Below are 17,852 nucleotides of genomic sequence, written 5' to 3' on the forward strand. Positions count from 1 at the left end.
CCCGCTCGGTCGCAGGGGGGATTTCCGTCGTCCGCGGATCGCTTATCCGCGGGCTACCTTCGCAGCTCCCACTCATAGGAAGCGGCGGCAAGCAAATAAAGCGGCGCCGTCTCCGTCCGCAAAATGCGCGGTCCAAGGCTGCATGGCAAAAAGCCGTGCTGTTCGAGTCGTTCCGCTTCTTCCGCGCTGAATCCTCCCTCCGGCCCAAAGACGGCCAAAAGCGAGCCGCCGGGCGCCAGGTCGGTCAAAAGGGCCGGGAGCGAAGCGTGCCGCCCTCGGCGCGCTTCCTCCTCATAAGCGAACAGCCGAACGTCAACCGTTTCGCCAAACGCAACGAGCTCGGCCAACGAAAGCGGCGCCCGCACGTCCGGCACCACGGTTCGCTCGGCCTGTTCAGCCGCCTCTTTGGCGATTTTTTTCCACCGCTCCACCTTTTTCTCCGCTTTTTTGTCCTCCCATTTGACGAGCGAACGAGCGGCAGCAAACGGCAAAAAACCGGCCGCCCCGAGCTCCGTCCCTTTTTGGATGACAAGCTCCCATTTGTCCCCTTTCGACAGCCCTTGCGCGATATAAATGCGCACCGGCAGTTCACGCCGCTCCTCTTTCCATTGTACAATACGGGCTTGCACTTGCTCATTGGCAATTTGTTCAATTTGGCAAACCGCCGTGCGCCCGTCCGGGAACACGCAGGCAATCGCCGCGCCCGGTTTCATGCGCATGACGCGGGCGATATGATGGGCGTCATCGCCGCTGATCGCGACGATTTCCCCGCGCCGTGCCTGTTCGGAAACGAAATAGCGCTGCAACCGACATCCCTTCTTTGCTTACGGTTTCGTGAAACAACGATCGCAACAAAACGGTTTCGTCGAAGGCCGCCTCCTGTTTGCTTACGGTTTCGCGGCGACCAACGCCACCCAATCTTCCGTCACCTTCGTATCGGCGATCGCAAATCCTAAAGCGAGCAATTCGTTTTGGACCTCTTGTTTTTTCGCCTGAATGATGCCCGAGACGATCAAGCGGCCGCCCGGCTTCAACAGCCGATAGGCGTCGCCGGCAAAGCGCAAAATAATTTCCGCTAAAATGTTGGCGACGATCACGTCAGCCGGTTGCTCGATATGGTCGAGCAAATTGTTTTGTGAGACCGTTACGATATGCTGCACCTTATTGAGCTTTACGTTCAGCCGCGCGCTGTCGACCGCCACCGGATCCAAATCGAGCGCCCGCACCGAACGGGCGCCGAGCATCGCCGCGGCGATGCTTAAAATGCCGGAGCCGGTGCCAACATCAATGACCTCGTCGCCAGGGCGCACGTATTTTTCAAGCGCCTGCAGGCACATGACCGTCGTCGGATGGGTGCCGGTGCCAAACGCCATACCCGGGTCCATTTCGATGATCAGCTCGTCGTCGGAAGCCGGTTCATACGTCTCCCACGTTGGCACGACCGTAAACTTTTCCGATACTTTGACCGGGTGGTAATGCTTTTTCCACGCCGTCGCCCATTCTTCCTCATTCACTTCGCTCAACGTAATTTTATTTTTGCCAAGGTCAATATCGTATAGCCATAAATTGTTAATGGCCTGCTTGATTTGTTCCACCGTTTCGCCAAGAAAGCTGTTGACCGGCAAATATGCCTTAATGATGACCCCTTCTTCCGGATAATCGTCGGGATTGAGCTCGACGATCTCTCCGTACCAATCGTCGCGGTCTTTGACGAGGTCGTACGAGTCCTCAATGACCACGCCGCCGGCGCCGGCTTCATGCAAAATGTTCGAAATCGCTTCGACCGCTTCGTGCGTCGTATGGATGCTGATTTCTGACCATTTCATCGCGCTTACGCTTCTCCTTTGAACGCCTTTTTGACTTTTTCAAAAAAACGGGCGTGCGGCCCGTCATGCATCGTCTCTCCACCGAGCCGGTCAAACTCGCGCAACAGCTGTTTTTGCTTTTCCGTCAACCGCGTCGGCGTCACAACGCGGACGATGACGTGCTGGTCGCCTTGGCCGTAGCCGCGCACGTTCGGCACCCCTTTTCCCTTCAGGCGGAAGCGCGTGCCCGTTTGCGTGCCGGCTGGGATTTTCAGCTTAACGGGGCCATGAAGCGTCGGCACTTCCATTTCATCGCCAAGCGCTGCTTGGGCGAACGACAGCGGCACCTCGCAATAAATATCGTCGCCGTCGCGCTTAAAAAACTCATGCGGTTCGACGTGGAAGACGATGTACAAATCCCCCGGCGGCCCGCCGTTGATCCCCGGCTCCCCTTGACCGGCGACGCGCAGCTGCTGTCCGTCGTCGACACCGGCCGGAATTTTGACGTGAATTTTTTTCCGCCGTTTCACGCGCCCCGTGCCCCCGCACGTTGGGCATTTTTCCGGAATGTAGCGGCCTGTGCCGGCGCAGACCGGGCACGTCCGGCGGTTGACGATGCGGCCAAACGGCGTTGCTTGTTCGCTTGTCACTTGCCCGCTGCCGTGGCAGTGCGGGCACGATTGCGGGCTTGTGCCCGGTTTTGCCCCGCTGCCGCGGCACGTGTCGCACTCCTCTTCTCGGGGAACTTCGATTTCCGTTTCTTTTCCGAACGCCGCTTCCTCAAACGTGAGCGTCATCATATATTCGACGTCGGCTCCTTTGCGCGGCCCGCTTGCCCGCCGGCGCGGACCGGCGCCGAAAAACGTCTCAAAAATATCTTCAAAGCCGCCAAAGCCGCTAAAACCGCCGAAATCAAAGCCGCCTTGGAATCCGCCGCCAAACGTTTCGTTCGGATCGACATGCCCGAATTGGTCGTAGCGGGCCCGCTTTTCATCATCGCTCAGCACTTCGTACGCCTCTTTGATCTCCTTGAACTTCTCGGCGGCGTCCGGCGCTTTGTTAATGTCTGGATGATACTGTTTCGAAAGCTTCCGGTACGCTTTTTTGATCTCGTCTTTCGTCGCGTTTTTGCTGACGCCGAGAATCTCGTAATAGTCGCGCTTCGCCATCGTTGATCATCCACTCCCGATTCATTCACATAAAGGTCATTTTATCATTTCCCTTTGCTTTATGGCAATATGTGAATGCTAGAAAAAAAGTCAAAGCCAAGGCAGGCCTGACTTTGACTTTTTCTTTTTCCCTTATTTATCGTCATTGACTTCTTTAAACTCCGCATCCACGACGTTGTCTTGGTTGGCCGCGCCCGTTTGCGCCTGTTTCGCCGCCTGCTCATACAGCTTGATCGACAGCTGCTGCACCGCTTCTTGCAGCGCTTCTTTTTTCTTGCGAATGTCATCGAGATCGTTTTTCTCGAGCGCCGCCTTCAACGCTTCCTTCGCCACTTCGGCTTTCTTGATGTCATCGGCGCTCACTTTTCCTTCGACTTCTTTTAACGTTTTGTCAGTCATGAAAAGGAGCTGGTCGGCCTCGTTGCGCAGCTCGGCCGCTTCTTTCCGCTTCCGGTCGGCTTCGGCGTTTTCTTCCGCTTCTTTAATCATGCGCTGAATTTCCTCTTCCGACAAACCGGACGACGATTTGATCGTAATCGATTGCTCTTTGTTCGTTCCTAAATCTTTGGCGCGCACGTGAACGATGCCGTTGGCGTCGATATCGAACGTGACTTCAATTTGCGGCACGCCGCGCGGCGCCGGCGGGATGCCGGTCAGCTGGAAGCGGCCCAGCGTTTTGTTGTCGGCCGCCATCGGGCGCTCGCCTTGCAAGACGTGAATGTCAACGGTCGTCTGGTTGTCAGCCGCGGTTGTAAACACTTGCGATTTGCTCGTCGGAATCGTCGTATTCCGCTCGATCAACTTCGTAAACACGCCGCCCATCGTTTCAATGCCGAGCGACAGCGGGGTGACATCAAGCAGGACGACATCTTTGACCTCGCCGGCGATGACGCCGCCCTGGATCGCCGCGCCGATCGCCACGACTTCATCCGGGTTGACGCCTTTGTGCGGCTCTTTGCCGAGTTCGCGCTTGATCGCTTCTTGCACGGCCGGAATGCGCGTCGAACCGCCGACCAAAATGACTTTGTCGATGTCGGCTGGCGTCAAGCCGGCGTCTTGCAACGCTTGGCGGACCGGTCCCATCGTCCGCTCGACGAGGTGGGCCGACAATTCTTCAAACTTGGCGCGGGTGAGCGTCGTCTCAAGATGGAGCGGGCCGTTTTCGTTCGCGCTGATAAACGGCAGCGAAATTTGCGTCTGCGTCACGCCGGACAGCTCTTTTTTCGCTTTTTCCGCCGCATCTTTTAAGCGCTGGAGCGCCATTTTGTCTTTGGACAAATCGATGCCGTGCTCTTGCTTGAACTGATTGACCAAATAATCGATGATCACTTGGTCAAAATCGTCGCCGCCCAAATGGTTGTCGCCGGCGGTCGCCTTCACTTCAAACACGCCGTCGCCAAGCTCCAGAATCGAGACGTCAAACGTCCCGCCGCCCAAGTCGTAGACGAGAATCGTTTGGTCTTCTTCTTTATCTAAACCGTAAGCGAGCGCCGCCGCCGTCGGCTCGTTGATGATGCGTTCGACTTGCAAGCCGGCGATGCGGCCAGCGTCTTTCGTCGCTTGGCGTTGGGCATCGTTGAAATAGGCCGGCACGGTGATGACGGCGCGCGTCACCGGCTCACCTAAATAGTCTTCGGCGTACGATTTCAAGTATTGCAAAATGATCGCCGAAATTTCTTGCGGTGTATATTGCTTTCCTTCAATCTCGACTTTGTAATCGGTGCCCATATGGCGCTTGATCGAGATGATCGTGTTCGGGTTCGTGATCGCTTGCCGTTTGGCGACTTCGCCGACTAAGCGCTCACCGTTTTTAAACGCCACGACCGATGGGGTCGTGCGGTTTCCTTCCGGGTTCGGAATGACTTTCGCTTCGCCGCCTTCCAACACGGCGACGCAAGAGTTCGTCGTTCCTAAGTCGATACCGATAATTTTGCTCATCGCCTATCACCCTCCGTTTCCGTTTACTGACTCACTTTGACCATGGCGGGGCGCAGCACGCGGTCTTTCAGCCGGTAGCCTTTTTGCAGCTCTTCCACGACCGTGTTCGGCTCATACCCCTCGGCTTCCGCTTGCATGACCGCTTGATGCCAATGGGGATCGAACGGCTTGCCGACCGCCTCGATCGCCTCGACCCCTTCTTTCTTCAAGGCATCGACAAGCGACCGGTACACCATTTCCATTCCTTGCAAAATCGACTTCGCCTGTTCGCTGTCCGCCTCAATTTTCAAGGCGCGTTCAAAGTTGTCGAGAACCGGAAGCAAATCATTGGCCAAACTTTGCGCGCGGTATTTTTCCGCCGCTTCCATCTCTTGGCGCGTCCGACGGCGGAAGTTTTCGAAATCGGCGTACAGGCGGAGATACCGGTTTTCCATCTCGGCCAGTTTCGCTTCCAATTCAGCGATCTGCGCCTTGGCCGCTGCCAGCTCTTCGGCAGTTGGCGCCGTTTTCATCGGTTCCGCCGCTTCCTCCCGATCGGCTTGTTCGCTTTCTTCCTCATGCAAAGCAGCGTTCGATTCTCCGCCAAGCGGCGCGGCGGATTCTTCCTCGCCCGCTCGCTCCCGCTCCGGTTCAGCGTATGTAGCTTGTTCCATGGCTTGTTTTTCTCCTTGTTCCATCGATTTTCACCTCCCTGCCCAGGCCCCTTTGCCGGATGTTAGGCAAAAGCGAATCCGTCTCTCGATGGTCGATCCTTGCGTCTTGATCAACCGTTTGCCGCCCCCCGGGCCCTTCCTTGTTTATGTATCAATGGCCACAAGGAAAGGATGGATGCGCGATCCATCCGTTATCCAATATGGCCATTCTTATTGGCTTTGATACCATTTCGTCAGCGCGGCCGACAAATCGGAGGCGACGCGGTTTAAGACCGTGATGACGCGCGAATATTCCATGCGCGTCGGCCCTAAAATCGCAATCGCTCCAAGCGGCTCATCGCCGACCGAGTACGTCGCCGTAATCAAGCTGCAGTTTTCCATGCCACGCAGCTCGTTTTCGTGTCCGATCGACACCCGCACCCCTTTTTGGTTTTGCTTGCGGAGCAGACGGTAAATGTCTTTTTCTTGCTCAATGATGTTCAGAAGTGGGCGCACTTTTTGAATGTCGCTGAACTCCGGCTGGTTGAGCATGTTCGCCTTGCCGGCGAAAAACACTTTTTCGTCTTCGGGAACATCGATCGTCTCAACGAGCGTGTTCAGCACGCTGTCGTAGTTGCGGATGTGCCGGCGCAGGACGTCGGCCACTTCCGTCTCCATTTTCTCTTTCAAATCGACGAGCGGGACGCCGTTTAAGCGCTCGTTGAAAATGTTGATCATTTTTTCGAGATCGCCCGCATCCATGGATGACGGAATCGTCACGACCCGATTTTCGACATGGCCGGTGTCCGTCACGATGATGGCCACCGCCGTCTGTTCATTGAGCGGGACAATTTGCATCCGCTTCAGCTTGCTTTCCTTAAACGCCGGGCCAAGAGCGATCGATGTATAATTCGTCAAATCGGACAAAATCTGTGCCGACTTTTGCATCAATTTCTCCAGCTCGCAGATGCGCTCAGCGAACACGGAGCGGATTTTTTGCAAGTCCGCCCGCGTCAGCCGCTGCGGCGGCAGCAGATGGTCGACATAGTATCGGTATCCTTTTTCCGACGGCACGCGGCCGGACGAAACGTGCGTTTTTTCGATGTAACCAAGCTCTTCCAAATCCGCCATCTCATTGCGGATCGTCGCTGAGCTGAACGCAATCTGATGCTTTTTCGATAACGTCCGCGAACCGACAGGCTGCCCTGAACGAATGAAATCGTCGATAATCACCTGCAAAATCAACAGTTGGCGGTCCGTTAACAAGTGTCTCACCTCTGTTAGCACTCAAACAATTTGAGTGCTAAATCTACTATTAGGGTAGCAAATCAGCGGGCAAATGTCAATGTTTACATCTCGCCGAGGAACGCGGCGAACACCTCATTGCCGAGCAAGCGGCCGCGCTTGGTCAGGCGGAGGTGACCGTTCGTCTCCTCAAGACGTCCGCATGCGAGCTCGCGGCGAATCGCGGCACCAAACACATCGTCCATCTCGCAACCAAACTTTTGCCGGAAACGGGCCTTGGATACCCCTTCCGTCTTGCGCAGCCCTAAAAAAAGTTCCTCTTCCATCTGTTCGCGGACGGTGAGGCGGCGCACGGCGCGATGCGGCCATTCGCCGCGCTCGATGGCGGCGATGTAATGCCGAACCGGGCCGATGTTCTCACGCCGCACACCGTCGATATAGCTGTGCGCCCCGGCGCCGATGCCGTAGTACTCCTCGTTGTTCCAGTAGGTCAAGTTGTGCCGGCTTTCCCGCCCCGGCAAAGCATAGTTGCTGATTTCGTATTGCCGGTAGCCGCCGGCCGGAAGGCGATCCATGGCCGCTTCGTACATTTCCGCTTCCGCTTCTTCGCCGGGAAGGCGAAGGCGCCCCTTCCGCCATTCGTTGTAAAACATCGTTTTCGGTTCAACCATCAAAGAATAGACGGACAGATGAGCCACTTCGAGCGACAGCGCTGCCTCGAGGTCGGCCAAAAACAGCGCCAACGTTTGTCCCGGCAATCCGTACATCAAATCGACGCTGATATTGACAAACCCAGCTTCTCGTGCCATCTCCACCGCCCGAACGACATCTTCACGCCGATGCGTCCGGCCGATGGCATGAAGCAGCCGGGGATCAAACGTCTGCACTCCGATGCTGAGGCGATTGACGCCGGCAGCGCGCAAAATGGCGAGCTTTTCGCTCGTCAATCCGTCCGGATTCGCTTCGACGGTGAACTCGGCTGTTGATCGGTCAAACTGAAAATGGCGGTGAATGCTTTCAAACAGGCGGCCGAGCTGCGCCGGTTCAAGCACCGTCGGCGTGCCGCCGCCGATAAACAGCGTTTGGAGCCGGCGGCCAAACTCAGCGGCCGTCCACGCCATTTCCTTGTCCATCGCCCGCAAGTAATCGTCGATCGGTTGGCCGGCGGCGAACACTTTGTTAAAGTCGCAATAATGACAAATATGGGCACAAAAAGGGATGTGAAAATAGGCGGAAATGGCCAATCGTGCTCCTCCTTTCCAACAGCGCGAACGAAACAAGGCTATCCCCCAAGGAGACAGCCTTGTCCGCTTATTTTTTCTGGTCATCGATTTTCAAAACGGCCATAAACGCTTCCTGCGGCACTTCGACCGATCCGATTTGTTTCATCCGCTTCTTTCCTTCTTTTTGTTTCTCAAGCAGCTTCCGCTTCCGCGATACGTCGCCCCCGTAACATTTGGCGAGCACGTTTTTGCGCAGCGCCTTGATCGTCGAACGGGCGATGATTTTGTTGCCGATCGCCGCTTGCACCGGCACTTCAAACTGCTGGCGCGGAATCAAATCTTTCAGCTTTTCCACGATCACTTTGCCGCGCTCGTAGGCGGAATCGCGATGGACGATAAACGACAACGCATCGATTTTTTCGCCGTTAAGCAAAATATCCATCTTGACGAGATTGGACGGCCGATAGCCGATCAACTCATAGTCGAACGACGCGTACCCTTTCGTGTTCGATTTTAAGGCATCGAAAAAGTCGTAGACAATTTCGGAAAGCGGAATATCGTAAATGAGCATGACGCGCTTTTCATCCAAATATTGCATATCGACAAACGTGCCCCGCTTCCCTTGACACAGCTCCATGACCGGCCCCACGTAGTCGTTCGGCACCATGATCGTCGCTTTCACATACGGCTCTTCAATGCGGTCGATTTTTTGCGGATCGGGCATGTTCGTCGGGTTGTCGACGTTAACTTCGGTTCCATCGGTCAAATGCACCTTGTAAACAACGCTCGGCGCGGTCGTGATTAAATCGATATGAAATTCGCGCTCGAGCCGCTCTTGGATGATTTCCATATGAAGCAAGCCGAGAAACCCGCAGCGGAAGCCAAACCCAAGCGCCTGCGACGTCTCCGGTTCAAACTGGAGCGCGGCATCGTTGAGCTGCAGCTTCTCAAGCGCCTCGCGCAAATCGTTGTAGCGCGCCGTATCGATCGGGTACATGCCGCAAAACACCATCGGGTTGAGCTTCCGGTAGCCGGGGAGCGGCTCGGCCGCCGGCCGTTCGGCATCGGTGATCGTATCGCCGACGCGCGTGTCTTTCACATTTTTAATGGAGGCGGTCAAATAGCCGACATCACCGACCGTCAATTCGTTGACAACTTTTTGCTTCGGGGTGAACACGCCGACTTCCGTCACTTCAAATTCTTTGCCGGTCGACATCATTTTGATGCGCTGGCCTGGCTTCACCGTTCCGTCAACGATGCGGACGTAAGCGACGACGCCGCGATACGGGTCATAAAGCGAATCAAAGATGAGCGCCTTCAGCGGCGCATCGGGATCGCCCGAAGGAGCCGGAATTTTCGCGACGATCTTTTCTAAAATCTCCTCGATGCCGATGCCGACTTTGGCCGACGCAAGCACGGCATCAGAGGCGTCAAGGCCGATCACATCTTCAATTTCTTGGCGCACCCGCTCCGGTTCGGCGCTTGGCAAATCGATTTTATTGATCACAGGCAAAATCTCCAAATTATTGTCAATCGCCAAGTACACGTTGGCGAGCGTCTGCGCTTCGATGCCTTGCGCCGCATCGACGACCAAAATCGCCCCTTCACAAGCAGCCAAACTGCGCGATACTTCGTACGTAAAATCGACGTGGCCCGGCGTGTCGATCAAATGGAAAATATACTCTTCGCCATTTTTCGCTTTGTATGTCAACTGCACCGCGTTCAATTTAATCGTGATGCCGCGTTCGCGCTCAAGATCCATCATATCGAGCGTCTGCTCGCGCAGTTCGCGCTCTGACAGCGCGCCGGTTTTCTCTAAAATGCGGTCCGCCAGCGTCGATTTTCCGTGGTCGATATGGGCGATAATCGAAAAATTGCGAATCCGTTCTTGCCGCTTCAACCGTTCTTCCCGGTTCATTGTCTCTCACTCCTGCTTCTTCGCAAAACTGCACTAGCTTTGATTATAGCAACAGCGTCAAGAAGATTCAATGGTGAACTGCGCCGACCGCTTGGGATGCTTTCTCCCTAGCCTTGCTTTTTTGCTTCGTTCTCCGTTTGGGCCATCACGCCGGTCGGCGGCGAACCGGAAATGAGGCCTCATCGCCGTGACGGCAACAAAAAATCCGCCAGGCTTGAGCGAATGCCTTGACGGATGATACAACAAACCGGCCGAGTTACTCCAATACCCGGCCGATGAGGGAAAGAAGCGTGTTCATGAGCGCGGTGGCGGCGTCAGCGAGTCGACGACCAAGCTCGGAAAAAACGTTGAACGATGTCAACTCGCGCATCGTTTCCTGCTTTTTTTGCCAATCGGCCGCGGTGACGGTCTTACCAAACACCGCCGCCTCCACCTCTCCGCTGTCGTTTCGCTTCATTTCAACGACGGACGGAAATGCTGGATCCGCGTAGCCGCGCATCCGTTCCATTCCGTTGTGCGCCTGCTGCATGCCAAACAGCACGCCAAACAACAACAGAAACAGCATCAATCCAAATTGAATCAGCCATTTCGCCATAGCAACGCCCCTTTATTTTTTCTCGGGCGGGGTCGGCGCTTGAACTTTCTCGGCCTGCCAATAATACTCGCTAAACACATCGGCAAACGCAGCGGCCGAGCGGAACAGTTCGGCAAACGTATTGTCAACGCCGCCGATTTCAATCAATATCGCATTGCCCGATAAATCTTGATTGAATTTGCCATCGGTGCCGGCCCCTTGCTTCTTGATCACCCCGCGGCTCAGCCCCGGGTATTTCTTTTGCATCAAATGGTGCAATTCCGTAGCCAGCTGCAAATTTTTCTCATATTCGGCGTTCTCGCCGCCGACAATAAACGCTACCCGCGCATACGTAGCGCCGTTGATCGTCGTCGTCGTATAATTGCGCCGGTGGGCATCGCGGTGAATGTCGATCAAATATTGCAAATCGCGGTTTTGTTTCATCGCCGCGACGACCGTTTGCCGCGACATGTCATAGGCTTGGCTGTAGTTCATCCCTTTTTTCAGCAGCTCCGCTTCAATGTCGGTTTTGTTCACTTGCGCGCCGATGCCCCGCTTCTCCAACTCTTCCATCAGTTTCTCGCCGACTTTCGTGACATTGACGCTCCGGTGAAACGCCAAATTCGGGTCGGTCACCCCTTTTAAAGCCGGCAAATACGACTCGCGCGTATGAGTGTGATAAATGTAAACGACTTTTCTGCCCTCAGTCGTCTGCCTTGGCGGCGGCAACGGCTTTTCATCCTCCGTCTGCTCGGCTTGTTCAAGCTCTTCGACCGATGCCTGCCGTTCCGCCAGCATCACCTCAAGCGGAGGCGCCGATTCATACGGAATGTTCGTATAATCCGTCCCTTCGCCGGCGATTAAAATTTTGCTGTCATACAGTGCAAAGCCCGGCAGCTCGCTGCCTAGCAAACTGCGCGGATCATCAGGATTGATGCTCGTCGCTAGGCGAAACAGCAGCGACGAATAGTTTGTCCGCTGCCGCTCTTTCGGCAGCAGTTGAGCAAAATACCCGTTTTCCAACGCAAACAAGCGGACGAACGCCTCTTGTGGAAAATGGGCCGCCATATCGTTAATGGACGAGGATGACGGACGATATTCCGGCCGCAGCGACGTGAGCGCCCCGATGAGCATCACCATCATCATGCATCCTACAACGACGAGCATCAACAACTTTTTTAAGCTGGCTCCTGGAACAGCGATCATCACATGTGGCGGGCGCCATCGTTTCATGCTTCCACCCTTTCCCGGCTTGTCTCCTCACTTTAACCTATGGCCAAGCAGGGAAAGATAGAACCGCTTTTTCCTACTGCGTGTAAGAACCGACGTTGTCTTGATTCACTTGCCGATGCAGCGCTCTGTTCAAACCGCCGGCCAATACGTTCGCCATATCGCTGATAAACGAATCGACTTCCTTTGGCGTCACCATCAAATTATGGCCGAGCGGGGCGAGCACTTCATAAATCAAGCGCCGCTTTTCCTCATCGCCGAGCGTGCCAACCATGCCGAGAAACGTCGACCGTTCTTGCGGCGACGGCATATCTTGTTCCGTCAGCTTCTTTTTGCGCCCGAACGTCCAGCCGGCCGGGGCGAGAGCGCTTGATGGCCGCTGGCCTTGGCGCATTTCGCGGCCGAAATGTTTCAAAATAAAATCAATCGTGTCGCTTGTGATCGAGACGGCATCGACAACGGTCGGGACGCCGATCGAAATGACCGGGATGCCGAGCGTCTCGCGGCTCAGCTCTTTACGCTTGTTGCCGACTCCGGAACCAGGATGAATGCCGGTGTCGGAAATTTGAATCGTTGCGTTGACGCGCTCAATCGAACGGGCGGCCAAGGCGTCAATGACAATGACAAAATCCGGCTTCGTTTTTCGGACGACCCCGTCGATGATGTCACTCGTTTCAATCCCCGTTGTCCCCATCACTCCCGGGGCGAGGGCGCTGACCGGCCGGAACCCTTCGGCGACGCTTTCCGGCTGCAACTGGAACAAATGGCGGGTCACCAGCACGTTTTCCACCGTCAGCGGCCCGAGCGCATCGGGGGTGACGTTTTGGTTGCCAAGCCCAACGATCAGGCAGCTGGCCTCATCCGGAATGCGAAGCCGCTTCAAAAAGGCGCTGAGCTGCTCGGAGAACACGCGCTGCACGCTTTGCTGCAGCTCTTTGTTTTGCTCGCGGATTCCTTGCGCTTCAATCGTCACATAATGGCCCGGCTTTTTTCCGATTGAAGCCGCCCCTTGCTCGGTGACATGCACATGCGACAGTTTGATGCCATCGATCTCTTGGTCGCGGATGATGACCCCTTCGATCGGGGCCCCGCTTTCTTTTTTTTGCTGCAGGCGCTCCTCCACAGCAATCTCATGCGCTTCAATGGCCAAATCGGTGCGCACGGAATACGGACGTAAATCGAGCGGCTGTTCCATGGCGTTCCTCCTCATGCCGTTTTCTTTTATTGTCACCGCAATGAGGCAACGTCATTCACATTTCGTAAAGGATTTTTGCTTGCACACTCTTGCATAATCAACAGGCGTTTGATAGAATAACATTTGTTCTTCCTGCTGTTCACAGCAAAAATTCGCATCGTAACGGAGGTGAATGGATGTGGCTAACATCAAATCGGCAATCAAACGGGCAAAAACGAGCGAAAAACGCCGCGCACACAACGCTTCGATGAAATCGGCGATGCGCACCGCCATTAAAAAGTTTGAGGCGCTCGTCGAACTGAAAGACGTGGAAAAAGCGCGCGAAGCGTTCATTATCGCGTCGAAAAAATTAGACAAAGCCGCAAGCAAAGGCCTTATCCATAAAAACGCCGCCAGCCGGCAAAAATCGCGCTTAGCGAAAAAATTAAACAGCATCCAAGCTTCCTAATGAAAAACGACCTGGCGCCAGGTCGTTTTTTTATAACGCTCTCGCCCGCTCTCATCGCCGGCTGCGTTCCTCTTCCGGCCGGGCGCCCCATCGCATCAGCAAAAGCTCGAGCGCCAGCCGGCGATCCATCGCCCCGCTTTTCACCTGATGATCGACATCAGCCAGATCATTGATCGCTTCCACAAGCTCTTGCTCGGAAAACCGCGCCGCTTGAGCAAGGGCGAGCTTGACGCGAAACGGATGAACGTTAAGCGCGGAGGCGATTTGCGTCTGCCCATACCCCGTTTGCGCGAGCCATTTCACTTGCGACAGCAAGCGGAAATGGGAAGCGAGCAGCGCCAACATTTTGATCGGCTCCTCTTGATGGCCAAGCAAATCGACAAGCGTTCGCAAGGCGCCGGGAATATCGCGCTTCGCCACCTGCTCGACGAGAACAAACACGTTCTCCTCCGGCGTGCGGGCGACGAGCCGCTCCACCGCGGCAGCTTCCACCACCCCGCCCGGCCCGGCGAACAGCGCCAACTTTTCCGTTTCGTTCGCCAGCACGGAAAGCTGCGTCCCCGCCCGCCGCAAAAGGACATCGATAGCCTCTTCGCTGATCGACGCGCCTTCGCTCTCGATGCGCCGCCGCACCCAAGCGCGCAGTTCCGCCTCGCCCAGCGAGGAAGCAACGACGACTTCGCAGCGCTCTTTGGCAAGCTTGGTGATTTTTTTTCGCTCATCGAGCTTGTCGTACGGGGCAAAAAAGATAACGATCGAAAACGGAGCCGGCGCGTTGACGTACGCCTCCAGCTTCGCCAAATTATGCTCGATCTCCTTCTCTTTTTCCGACGTAAAAAAATACGGATGCTTCACGACGACCACGCGGCGCTCGCCGAAAAACGGCACCGTTTCCGCCTCCTCGAGCGCCATCTCGACCGGCGTTTCTTCGCAGTCATACACGGCGAAGTTCCATTCTCGCTCCCCTTCATCAAGCGCCGCCTTCACGATCCGCTCATACGTTTCTGTTAATAAAAACGGCTCGCTGCCATATAATAAATAAAGGGGAGAAAACCGTCGTTTTTCAATGTTTCCCCATACGCGTTCCAACATGTTCCCTTCTCCATTCTATCGCAGGATTCCCTGCTAGAAAGATACACCGTTTTTCGCCATTTTACAAGGGAACCGGCGGTCGGAAAAAACCGGTTCCCCTTTATATAAACGCCGGCTGATAAGTCCTAGGACCTTATCGGCCAGCGGGTTATTTTTATGTTTTCCCGGGCGTTGGAAAGTATTTGTGACAACTGTTGTCAAGGAAGGAAACGGGGCGGGCGATGGTAGATTTTTTCCGCGTTTTCGTCTATACTAAATAATGATTGCAAAGAGGAGGGAAAAGCGATGAACGTCTTCGAAAAGGAAGTGCAAAGCCAGCGGAATGATGCTGTCGATTCCGCCGTTGGATTCATCGTATCGTTCGGCTTTTTCGCGACCATGTTCATCATCGCGACGCTGATCGAATTTTTCGGCCGGTAAAGGGATTGCTTTCTCCAGCAATCCTTTTTTCTCTATCGGCGACCGCCGGATGCGGTTCGCTTTCCCGTTGCGCACTTCATTTTATGGCTTCATCGGTTGAAAGGTTCCACTTTTTTCGCTGTATACATACCGAATGGCCCCGTTTTGGTCCGTCCTCCAGATGATCGCTCCCTGTTGTTTGAGCCGGACAAGCACCTCCCGAGCTGGATGGCCGTAACGGTTGTGACGACCGACCGAAATCAGCGCCACCCGCGGCTTTACCGTCCACAAAAACGGCTCGGTCGTCGACGTGGCGCTGCCGTGATGGGCGACTTTTAACACATCGGCGCGCAAGTGTGGGTAAGCGCGGACGAGATCTTGCTCCGCTTCCTTCTCAATGTCAGCGGCAAACAGCCACGTCAAGCCGCCAAGGCGGGCGAACAAAACAAGCGAACCGTTATTGTCTTCACGGTTTCCCGCTTCCGGATGCAAAATCGCAAAGGCCGCTCCCCCCTCTTGCCATCGCTGCCCGCGTGAGGCAGCCGCAACCGGCACCGAAAACGGACGCGCCATCTGACGAACGGTCGGCAACGCGTGTGGGCTCGTCACGATTTCTTTGACCCGCACGGCCCGCAGTACATCGGGAGCCGCGCCGATATGGTCGGCGTCGTCATGAGTGAGAATCAGCTTGTCGATCGTCCGAATTCCTTTGGCCTTTAAAAACGGCACGACCACATCGCGGCCGACGGAAAACGGACGCGACCGCTTCCGCCACGGCTCGCGCGCGATGTCTAGCGTTCCGCCCGTGTCAAGCAAATAGACCGCTTTTCGACCGGGAAGTTCAATCACCGTACAGTCCCCCTGCCCGACGTCCAGTACGGTCACTTCCCCGTTCGCATTCATATACGGAGCGGCAAACTGCACGGCCAGCGCCGCCGCCACCGCCGCCAATCCCCTTTGCAGCCGGCCGCGCTCCCAAAGGAGAAACGCCGCCGCCACTGCGGCGACACACAAGGCCAAACACCATGGACTCGGGCGGCCGAGCACAAGCGTCAGGCCATGATCGGCGGAAAAGAACCGAACGATGGCATTGGTGAAGGCAACGAGGCGGCAAAACAGCCAAACGAACGGAGCAAACGGAACAGCAGCCACGAGCAAAGCCAGCGGCAAGAGGATCCATGAATACAGAGGAACAAACAAGACGTTAAGAACGACACTCCAAACAGAAATTTCGTAAAAGTGATAAAGCAAGAGCGGCAGCGCTGCCAGTTGGGCGACAAGAGCGGTTTGCAGCAGCCGCCCGCCCAGCGAACGAACAGCAGACAGCGCTGGAAAATGAACAAGAAGGGCGAACGTGACGGCAAACGACAGCTGGAAACCGACATCCCACACCATGTACGGATCGAAAACCAACAGCACGAGCGCCGTCCAGCTTAACGCATCAAGCGGGTGAATCGTTCCTTTTTTCCAGCCGACGGCGAGCACGATCATCCCCGTCGCACAAGCGCGCAGCACGGACGGCGAGGCACCGGCGAGCACGGCGTACACCGGAAGCAAGGCCAATAGCGCAAGCACGGCCACCTCGCGCGTCATAAACCGGATAGCAAGGGCGAACGCCGCGCTGACGAGCAAGGTGACATGACCGCCGGAAATGGCCAGCAAATGAATCAGCCCGAGCTGCTGGTAACCAGCAAGCACCTCTTCATCGAGCTGGCGGCGCTCGCCATAAATGAGGGCGGCCGCAATGCCGGCGGCTTCCGGCGGAAGATGGGCTTCGATGCGGCGGACGCCCGCCTCGCGCAAGGAAAGAAGCCGTTCAGCGACGGTCGGACGGGCGCGCGCACAAGCGGAACGATCGACAGACTCAGGAAGAAACAGCCAATGAACGCGCTGAAAACGCAAATACCGGTGGTAGTCAAACGCGTACGGATTGCTCGCCGACTGCGGCCGCTCAAGCGCGCCCAAGATGCGGCAAACCGTGCCGGGTGTCAAGTAGGCCTGCAGCGCTTCCTTTTCCGCCCTCGTCCTCATCACATAACGAAGCTGCACGCGCTCGCCGTTGATCTCCACCACTCCTTGCATCCGGTCACCGTCAAAAGCGGGCGGCGCAGTAAAACGGACGTTCAACGTGCGGCGCCCACCGGACAAAGACGTTTCATTGTCATGGTCCACGATCAGGAAATATGCAAAAAAGAAGAGAGCCGTCAAAAAAGCGGGAAGAAAAACAGGCGGCCGGCGGATGAAAAGAAGAAGGAGATAAACGATGAGGAAACACCATGCTGTGGGGGACGGTGAGGCCGCCACGGCCAAGAGCGCCGCCGCGGCGAGATAGACGGTTTGTCCTCTCATGCTTCGCCTTCACCGCCGGAAAGCAACGCGAACACATCGGTCTTCAGCGGCACTTGCACGAGCCGGACGCCAGCCTGGGCAAACAGTTCCAAAGCATACGGATGGTTTTTGTAGTCTTGGGCGTAATAGACGGCGCGAATGCCGCTTTGAATGATGGCTTTGCAGCACTGCAGGCACGGAAAGTGGGTGACGTACATCTCCGCCCCCTCGGTCGGGACGCCAAACTTGGCGCATTGCAAAATCGCATTCATTTCCGCGTGAATCGTCCGCACACAATGGCCGTCAATGACATAGCACCCTTCATCGATGCAATGCGCGCCGCCGGCGATCGAACCGTTATATCCGCCGGCGATAATGCGCTTGTCGCGCACAATCGTCGCCCCCACCGCCAACCGCGTGCACGTGCTGCGCAGCGCCAGCAGATGGCTTTGCGCCATAAAATATTGATCCCACGTAATCCGTTCCATTCGTTGTCCCGTTACAGAAAACTTATAAGGCTTTATAAGATAGTTAAACATCTTATAAAGACCTATGTTTCTTTCCTTGTTCATCGCACCCGATTTCGCCAACGCTACTCTCGTTGGATGTGGTGCTCCGAAGGCTTCAATTCCCCACTAACGAATGGGTACATATCA

At 55.7% G+C, this 17,852-nt stretch carries 16 protein-coding genes; 2 read left to right on the forward strand and 14 right to left on the reverse strand.

What is annotated here, in order from left to right; translation table 11 throughout:
- Positions 1 to 53: 53 nt before the first annotated feature.
- The 11 genes from ACTVIM_RS12035 to gpr form a co-directional block, all read right to left on the reverse strand.
- Positions 54 to 806: a 16S rRNA (uracil(1498)-N(3))-methyltransferase gene (locus ACTVIM_RS12035; RefSeq protein ID WP_445612729.1), complete on the reverse strand. Its 753-nt coding sequence runs from the start codon at positions 804 to 806 to the stop codon at positions 54 to 56.
- 81 nt (positions 807 to 887) lie between these two features.
- On the reverse strand, positions 888 to 1,826 hold the full coding sequence (gene prmA, locus ACTVIM_RS12040; protein WP_445612730.1) for a 50S ribosomal protein L11 methyltransferase: 939 nt from the start codon (positions 1,824 to 1,826) through the stop codon (positions 888 to 890).
- Positions 1,827 to 1,831: 5 nt separating this feature from the next.
- Entirely contained in the window at positions 1,832 to 2,974 is a 1,143-nt protein-coding gene (dnaJ, locus tag ACTVIM_RS12045) for a molecular chaperone DnaJ (RefSeq protein ID WP_445612731.1), read from the reverse strand.
- A gap of 132 nt (positions 2,975 to 3,106) precedes the next feature.
- Positions 3,107 to 4,912: a molecular chaperone DnaK gene (gene dnaK / locus ACTVIM_RS12050; protein ID WP_445612732.1), complete on the reverse strand. Its 1,806-nt coding sequence runs from the start codon at positions 4,910 to 4,912 to the stop codon at positions 3,107 to 3,109.
- Positions 4,913 to 4,935: 23 nt separating this feature from the next.
- Positions 4,936 to 5,589, reverse strand: coding sequence for a nucleotide exchange factor GrpE (grpE, locus tag ACTVIM_RS12055; RefSeq protein WP_445612733.1), 654 nt, complete (start codon positions 5,587 to 5,589; stop codon positions 4,936 to 4,938).
- A 186-nt stretch (positions 5,590 to 5,775) separates the two neighbouring features.
- Positions 5,776 to 6,810: a heat-inducible transcriptional repressor HrcA gene (gene hrcA, locus ACTVIM_RS12060; protein WP_144975523.1), complete on the reverse strand. Its 1,035-nt coding sequence runs from the start codon at positions 6,808 to 6,810 to the stop codon at positions 5,776 to 5,778.
- Positions 6,811 to 6,893: 83 nt separating this feature from the next.
- Complete coding sequence (hemW, locus tag ACTVIM_RS12065) at positions 6,894 to 8,033, reverse strand: radical SAM family heme chaperone HemW (RefSeq protein ID WP_445612734.1); 1,140 nt, start codon at positions 8,031 to 8,033, stop codon at positions 6,894 to 6,896.
- Positions 8,034 to 8,100: 67 nt separating this feature from the next.
- Positions 8,101 to 9,930, reverse strand: coding sequence for a translation elongation factor 4 (gene lepA, locus ACTVIM_RS12070; RefSeq protein WP_033018913.1), 1,830 nt, complete (start codon positions 9,928 to 9,930; stop codon positions 8,101 to 8,103).
- A gap of 256 nt (positions 9,931 to 10,186) precedes the next feature.
- Complete coding sequence (locus ACTVIM_RS12075; protein ID WP_445612735.1) at positions 10,187 to 10,525, reverse strand: DUF3679 domain-containing protein; 339 nt, start codon at positions 10,523 to 10,525, stop codon at positions 10,187 to 10,189.
- Between the two features lie 12 nt (positions 10,526 to 10,537).
- Entirely contained in the window at positions 10,538 to 11,737 is a 1,200-nt protein-coding gene (spoIIP, locus tag ACTVIM_RS12080; protein WP_033018910.1) for a stage II sporulation protein P, read from the reverse strand.
- 73 nt (positions 11,738 to 11,810) lie between these two features.
- On the reverse strand, positions 11,811 to 12,929 hold the full coding sequence (gpr, locus tag ACTVIM_RS12085; protein ID WP_445612736.1) for a GPR endopeptidase: 1,119 nt from the start codon (positions 12,927 to 12,929) through the stop codon (positions 11,811 to 11,813).
- Positions 12,930 to 13,107: 178 nt separating this feature from the next.
- Here gpr and rpsT point away from each other — a divergent pair, with 178 nt between their 5' ends.
- Positions 13,108 to 13,377 carry a 30S ribosomal protein S20 gene (gene rpsT, locus ACTVIM_RS12090; protein ID WP_011231991.1) on the forward strand — a complete coding sequence of 90 codons (270 nt, stop codon included), beginning with the start codon at positions 13,108 to 13,110 and terminating at the stop codon, positions 13,375 to 13,377.
- A 51-nt stretch (positions 13,378 to 13,428) separates the two neighbouring features.
- Here rpsT and holA read toward each other — a convergent pair whose 3' ends face one another.
- Positions 13,429 to 14,469: a DNA polymerase III subunit delta gene (gene holA, locus ACTVIM_RS12095; RefSeq protein WP_445612737.1), complete on the reverse strand. Its 1,041-nt coding sequence runs from the start codon at positions 14,467 to 14,469 to the stop codon at positions 13,429 to 13,431.
- A 285-nt stretch (positions 14,470 to 14,754) separates the two neighbouring features.
- On the opposite strand from holA, the gene ACTVIM_RS12100 reads away from it, so the two are divergent.
- Positions 14,755 to 14,889, forward strand: a complete 135-nt coding sequence (locus ACTVIM_RS12100) for a YqzM family protein (protein ID WP_011231993.1) — start codon at positions 14,755 to 14,757, stop codon at positions 14,887 to 14,889.
- An 81-nt stretch (positions 14,890 to 14,970) separates the two neighbouring features.
- Here ACTVIM_RS12100 and ACTVIM_RS12105 read toward each other — a convergent pair whose 3' ends face one another.
- Together ACTVIM_RS12105 and ACTVIM_RS12110 are read right to left on the reverse strand one after the other, a co-directional pair.
- Positions 14,971 to 17,217, reverse strand: a complete 2,247-nt coding sequence (locus tag ACTVIM_RS12105; RefSeq protein WP_445612738.1) for a DNA internalization-related competence protein ComEC/Rec2 — start codon at positions 17,215 to 17,217, stop codon at positions 14,971 to 14,973.
- On the reverse strand, positions 17,214 to 17,684 hold the full coding sequence (locus tag ACTVIM_RS12110; RefSeq protein ID WP_033018905.1) for a ComE operon protein 2: 471 nt from the start codon (positions 17,682 to 17,684) through the stop codon (positions 17,214 to 17,216). Before ACTVIM_RS12110 ends, ACTVIM_RS12105 begins: the two co-directional genes overlap by 4 nt.
- Between the last annotated feature and the right edge of the window lie 168 nt (positions 17,685 to 17,852).

It is taken from the genome of Geobacillus sp. YF-1, assembly GCF_052692335.1.

Excerpts from the sequence above, each read along its gene's own strand:
- lepA (WP_033018913.1), bottom strand. The coding sequence starts at position 9,930 with ATGAACCGGGAAGAACGGTTGAAGCGGCAAGAACGGATTCGCAATTTT.
- dnaK (WP_445612732.1), bottom strand. The coding sequence starts at position 4,912 with ATGAGCAAAATTATCGGTATCGACTTAGGAACGACGAACTCTTGCGTC.
- spoIIP (WP_033018910.1), bottom strand. The coding sequence starts at position 11,737 with ATGAAACGATGGCGCCCGCCACATGTGATGATCGCTGTTCCAGGAGCC.
- ACTVIM_RS12075 (WP_445612735.1), bottom strand. The coding sequence starts at position 10,525 with ATGGCGAAATGGCTGATTCAATTTGGATTGATGCTGTTTCTGTTGTTG.
- holA (WP_445612737.1), bottom strand. The coding sequence starts at position 14,469 with ATGTTGGAACGCGTATGGGGAAACATTGAAAAACGACGGTTTTCTCCC.
- grpE (WP_445612733.1), bottom strand. The coding sequence starts at position 5,589 with ATGGAACAAGGAGAAAAACAAGCCATGGAACAAGCTACATACGCTGAA.
- ACTVIM_RS12110 (WP_033018905.1), bottom strand. The coding sequence starts at position 17,684 with ATGGAACGGATTACGTGGGATCAATATTTTATGGCGCAAAGCCATCTG.
- gpr (WP_445612736.1), bottom strand. The coding sequence starts at position 12,929 with ATGGAACAGCCGCTCGATTTACGTCCGTATTCCGTGCGCACCGATTTG.
- ACTVIM_RS12105 (WP_445612738.1), bottom strand. The coding sequence starts at position 17,217 with ATGAGAGGACAAACCGTCTATCTCGCCGCGGCGGCGCTCTTGGCCGTG.
- ACTVIM_RS12100 (WP_011231993.1), top strand. The coding sequence starts at position 14,755 with ATGAACGTCTTCGAAAAGGAAGTGCAAAGCCAGCGGAATGATGCTGTC.
- prmA (WP_445612730.1), bottom strand. The coding sequence starts at position 1,826 with ATGAAATGGTCAGAAATCAGCATCCATACGACGCACGAAGCGGTCGAA.
- dnaJ (WP_445612731.1), bottom strand. The coding sequence starts at position 2,974 with ATGGCGAAGCGCGACTATTACGAGATTCTCGGCGTCAGCAAAAACGCG.